The sequence below is a fragment of the Desulfurella amilsii genome, from assembly GCF_002119425.1.
Lineage (GTDB): Bacteria > Campylobacterota_A > Desulfurellia > Desulfurellales > Desulfurellaceae > Desulfurella > Desulfurella amilsii.
Window position 1 is genome coordinate 1 of sequence record NZ_MDSU01000017.1, and the last position, 5,405, is coordinate 5,405.

Annotated in this window: 5 protein-coding genes; 3 read left to right on the forward strand and 2 right to left on the reverse strand. The window is 34.2% G+C overall.

Annotated features, from left to right (window positions below; genetic code table 11):
* Nucleotides 1-39: 39 nt before the first annotated feature.
* Complete coding sequence (locus DESAMIL20_RS03460) at nt 40-1,623, reverse strand: IS200/IS605 family accessory protein TnpB-related protein (RefSeq protein ID WP_086033432.1); 1,584 nt, start codon at nt 1,621-1,623, stop codon at nt 40-42.
* Nucleotides 1,598-2,215, reverse strand: a complete 618-nt coding sequence (locus DESAMIL20_RS03465; protein ID WP_143340238.1) for an IS607 family transposase — start codon at nt 2,213-2,215, stop codon at nt 1,598-1,600. Before DESAMIL20_RS03465 ends, DESAMIL20_RS03460 begins: the two co-directional genes overlap by 26 nt.
* A gap of 249 nt (nt 2,216-2,464) precedes the next feature.
* On the opposite strand from DESAMIL20_RS03465, the gene DESAMIL20_RS03470 reads away from it, so the two are divergent.
* From DESAMIL20_RS03470 to DESAMIL20_RS03485, 3 genes are all read left to right on the forward strand, one after another.
* Nucleotides 2,465-4,597: a hypothetical protein gene (locus DESAMIL20_RS03470; protein ID WP_086033138.1), complete on the forward strand. Its 2,133-nt coding sequence runs from the start codon at nt 2,465-2,467 to the stop codon at nt 4,595-4,597.
* A gap of 138 nt (nt 4,598-4,735) precedes the next feature.
* Entirely contained in the window at nt 4,736-5,161 is a 426-nt protein-coding gene (locus DESAMIL20_RS03480; protein WP_143340216.1) for a hypothetical protein, read from the forward strand.
* Nucleotides 5,121-5,405, forward strand: a 285-nt coding sequence (locus tag DESAMIL20_RS03485) for a type II secretion system protein (RefSeq protein ID WP_158090505.1), incomplete at its 3' end; no start/stop codon positions are given. The genes DESAMIL20_RS03480 and DESAMIL20_RS03485, both read left to right, overlap by 41 nt.

Below are 5,405 nucleotides of genomic sequence, written 5' to 3' on the forward strand. Positions count from 1 at the left end.
CCGTCGACTTACATCTACCATTTTCTGTCAAAAACTTACTCAAGTAGACCCCGACGCTTCTGTGCTTTGGTTTGCCCAAAGCACAGACTTACCCGACACACTATTCTGCATGTTTTTTAGGAACTTGCAGAATTCGTAGTCGCTTTTTATTTTTATTGGGTTGCAAAGCTTAAATAAGCTGTTTTTTAGCCACTCAAAGCTTTTTGCTGCTGCAATCTTAATGTGGTTTACTGCCCCGTTAATATCAGCATTGAATATTTTAGATATTACTGTGTCTAAAAACAGCCCTCTCTCAACACGCTTTCCATTGAAAGCATTAGTTGATTTGGGCTTATTCAGCTGTATGCTGATTATGTCATCTGATATACAGCTTGATTTAGAAGAATACGCTTCATCTATCCAGTAAACATTTATACCCACCTCCTGTGCTTTATATTCAATGTTTTTTAAAAGCTTTATAAAAGGTATTTGGATGAAACCCTGCTTTACTGATTTGCTTAATTTACATTCCCCATTGTTTTTAAGTTCTGCAAGGTTTTTAGATAAGCAAAGGTCTGTTACATTGTTGAGATGCAAAAACTCCACAATGCGTTTTGAAATTTTGTGGAATTGATCATAAAAGTATTTGTTTCTTTTGAAGTATAAGAACGATATGAATTTATTTATGTCTTTGCCTCTTTGAGTATACTTTAATGGATACTTTGTATTTGTTTTAGAAGTTCCCCACTCCAATACCTCTTGAGACTTTGATTCATTGAGTTTTGATAATATCCTGTTGAACTTTGCATTATAGTGTTTAAATGGTTTACCGTCTATTATAAGAGAAGGTGTTGTTTTATCATTTACAAAAACAGCCGCAAGGTTATCTACACCAATATCAATGCCTGACTCTTTAACTGTAAGTGGTATAAAATCAGTTTTCTTTTTAATATAAGAAATATTTAAATACAATAGACCGCTGTCGTAAATAATCTTTGCAGAGTAGAGCTTATTTAGGTCTGTCAATTTTTTAACTTGCGTAGAACTGCAGTTTATATAAAACATCTTGTTTGATAAATTTATACCTATAAGGTTTTTATTTTCTAATTTAGCAAAAGACAAAGATGTATATCTGTCTATGTCAACTGAGTAGTTAGTGAGTTTGGAAAGCTTTTTAGGTCTTGGTGGTTTAGGCATTCCTGTAAACAAACTTGGGTTTTCATGCCACATCTGCATATTGGTAAAGTATGTTTTGTAGTTTGATTTTACTCTGTCTATGATGTAGACAAAGTTGTGCTGTTTTATGCTTTTAGATACTGCTTTAAGGCTTTGCCATAGTTCGCTGTCTTTGTATTTTTCATTTAGGTAGTCTGAGTCTTTTGGATTTTTGGCTTTGTAGTCTAAAAGAGCATTTCTCAGCGTCTGTTTGTTGGTGAGATATTGGAAATCATTAATGTTATCTTGTCCTTGACTATAAAACTCATAGTTTTGCTTTATAAGAATAAGCAGGATGTTTTCAAAGTGTCGGTAGGAGTAAACCAAGGATAGAATCTTTTTGTTTAGTTTTATTGAGTTTATTCTTATAGAAAGGGTTCTTAACTCTTCGTTAGAGTTAATGTCATTCTTTTTGAGGGTAGTTCTCATTTAATAACCTTTCAGCCACTTTTTTATTTATATGGCTTTTTTTACCGTTTAGCTTACAAGAAAAAACATGAATTATATTTAAAATATCCTCCACTAACTCCTCTTCGTCAGTTTTATCTTCTGTTTGATTAACTATTTCAATATTTGTGCTGTGAAGTTTTGCAAATTCTTCTATAAGTTCAAAGCCAAATCTAACAAGTCTGTCTTTATATAGCACATAAATTTTATCTATTTGGTTTAATGATATTAACTTTATTAATTCCTTTAGCCCTGCTTTTGAGTAATTTATACCGCTGCCTATATCAGAGATTATTTTAAATGGTTTACCTTGTTTTGCTAAAAACAGCTCTAATAGATCAATCTGTCTTTTTAAGTCATCTTCTTGCTTTTTTGAACTTACTCTTGCATAACCTATATTAATACGTAATGTATCTGGTTTCTTCTGCAGTATACTCTGTAGTTGAGCATCACTGTATCTTCTTTCTCCATGTTGTGTTTTGAACTCTGGTTTCAATATTTCTTTTTTATCCCATGCTCTTAAAGTCGGTATTGATATACCTGTAAGCTTTGAAAACTGACCAATCTTATACATACTTATATTATACACCAAAATATGTATTTGTCAAGTGGTTTTTTATATAAAATATGATAAAATATTTAACAGTTAGATTGCCTCTTATGTGTGTTTTTTTAAAAATATCTAATAACACAAATTTAGTGAAAAACAAGTATAATTTATTTCTTTTAATAATTGACAAAATCTAAAAAAGAATTAAACTTATAATTCAAGGGCAATGTGGTTTTTTTATTTAAAACTTAACTTTTTAAAAAGGAGTTTGTTATGGGATTGCTTAAAAAAGTTTTAATAGCTTTCTTGCTGATTTTTATAGGTATAGGCACTTTAAATTATTCGTATGCGGATTCGCAGGGATTTACCACTTACACTATGACGATAACCGAAATAGAAGGATTATCGCACAGTTTTACCGCTCAAATCAACAAGTATGTCAATAGTCAAGTGGTAGCTACCTATGATGTTACGCAATCCGTAATGCCTATTTATTCAAATCCGATAGGCAGTCAATACGGAACGCAGTTTGCAAGCAATGCCGATTTAGCTAATACGGCAAACACTGTATTTCCGCAGAATGACTTCAATCAGCTTATAGCAAACGCAGGCAGTATGATACAACAGTATGGAGTAAACACTGTTACAGTTAACTGTGTTTATTCGGCTAATGTTTACGACCAAGTTACTGGTAAATATGTAAATAAGTGGGCTGTAAATTCAGCGCTTTGGTCTCCTAACATAGAAAACTTTTCAGGTTTTGACCCTGCTAATATACAATCCAAAGCAAGTGGCTGGATAGTTACTAATCCAAATCCTTATGTAGCAATGGTTACTTACTTTACGCATAATGTAGATATAGGAATACAGCAGTTGCCTAATTACTCGTCAACAATTGCACCTGTTTTAAATCAGTATTTAGGTAATTTACTGGTTCAGATTTACCAGCTTACACCGACAGGCTTAGGCAGTGTAGTAGCTACACCGTTAAATACTCAAGTATCAGCGCAAACTGCTTACAATGTAGGCTTTGAAGTTAATGAAGTTAATACGACAGCTACTTATGTTCCGCAGGTTTTAGTTACTAATTTGATAAACTATGTAAATAATCAATATTTAGCACCATACAGCCCTGTAAATGTAATTGTAAAATACATTGATAACTGGAGCGCAACAACAGACTCAAACGGCAATTTGCAGTTTAATATGGCTTATTCTTTAAGGCAGTTAAATGGAAGTTGTCAGGCAAATTACAGCTATGGAAGCGGTTGTTCGGGACAATGCGGTTGGTGGGGCTGTTCGGGTTTATGTTTTGGCGGAGGCGGTGCAAGTCCCTTAGGATATAGCGGTTGGGGTTCTTTATCAGGCGGGCCAAGTGATTTAATATGCTATAAACATTGTTATACGGATTATTTTTTAAGCTATGGTTATTTATCGGCTGGGGTTCATGATGTAAGCTCTCCATACACAAACTTTTTTAACTTATATTCAATGGGAAGCTTTTCGCAATATGTTCAGGCGGCTGGCGATGGACAGTGGACAAATGGTTTTTCATATAATCAAGGCTGGATTAGCGTTTATGGCGGAAGCTGGGTGCAAGCATTAATTCTTAATGCTACAAACTGCAATGCTACCTACTACAACAATATTAACTTTTATTTGCAGGGTGTAACCGCACAGGAAACAGATTGGCTTGTGCCAGAGCCTTTTCAGACAGTTCAATCAAGCGACGGTAATTATTACGCTATGCAGGAAATATCAGCGGAGTCAGTTAATCCTACTGCGTTGAATTCAGGTAATTTAAATTCAGGCAAACAGTATGCGGTAAATGTAAACTCTATTAATCCAAATAATACCAATTTTAATAATATCATTATAGACCCTTTCACTAATCAGCTTTGCGACTATACAATTTCAAGCGGGACAGATAGTTTGGGATATGGGGCTTGCAGTTTTAATACATCGCTGATTAGTTCAATAGTTCCTGTTACAAATAATTTGACTTACAACGGACAAGGCTGTGCACCGGGATTAACCTACTCAAATGGTTATTGTGTAATGCCTGCGATAACTGTGTGGGCTTATACAAAAGCAAGATATAACTATGTTCAATGTGTTACTTACGGTAGCACTCAATGTTATGGTGGTGATTGTTATTATGATTATTTTGGAATTTACTATTCCGGTTTAATTAGTTATCAAACATGTCCTACACCATTTAGTTACAGTAATGGCTATTGTTATGCACCTGCCACTACTACTGGTTGGCAGGGGTATGGTATTTCTTTATATACATATAATCCACCTTATAAGGTTTATAATGTTTCTACATCACCATTGCCACCAACTCAAACAACTCAAAGTTGGCAGTATGATCCTTCAATATGTATCAATAGTGGGGGATAATAATTAATCATTTTTCCCTTGACTATTGCGTGGTTTTTTATTACACTATTTATAAAGCTTGCTTTTGGAAATTTAAAAAAGCAAGCTTTATAAAAAAAATTATTTTTTTGGAGGTTTATAGTGGCAAAAAAAAGTTTTATGGAACGGACAACAGAGAAAATACAAGAGGAATTGGCAAGCGGTATTCCATTAAAAACGGTTTTACGGCATCATAAGATGGGATTAATAACGGTAAACAATGGAGTTAATTACAGGAGGTTGATGGTTTTAGCGAAAAGTCTGGATTTTTTGGAGTTAATCGGACAGCTTTATATCAAAGACCCTAAATTGCTTATGAACCAAGCAATGAAGAAATACTTTGATAATCTGCGTGTGGTAGATGAAAACCTTACTAAACTGTCTGATTTATATTACAGTGATGAGTTTAAGGAAATCAGGGAGTCGTTGTTTGAGAAAACAAATAAAAACGAAAATGTTAAAGAAGTAGAGGAGGACAGCGTAAATGCAACAGAGGTTTCAGGAAATGAAGAAGTTGGAATTGGAAACGCAAGCAAAGAAAATTAAAAACCAGCAAGGTTTTACACTTGTTGAGTTATTGATTGTTTTAGCGGTTATTGCGGTTTTGGCAGTCTTGTTGCTGTCTGCTATACCATCTTTCTTGGATAAACAGCACGCAACACAGGATTTGAAAGTTGCCAATGAAATTGTCGGCGCAGTAGGTAAGTTTCAAAACGACTGCGGAACAGAACCTACAATAATCGGAGGGTTATATCAGTCAACATATGCTACCGCATCTTATACCGAAAAC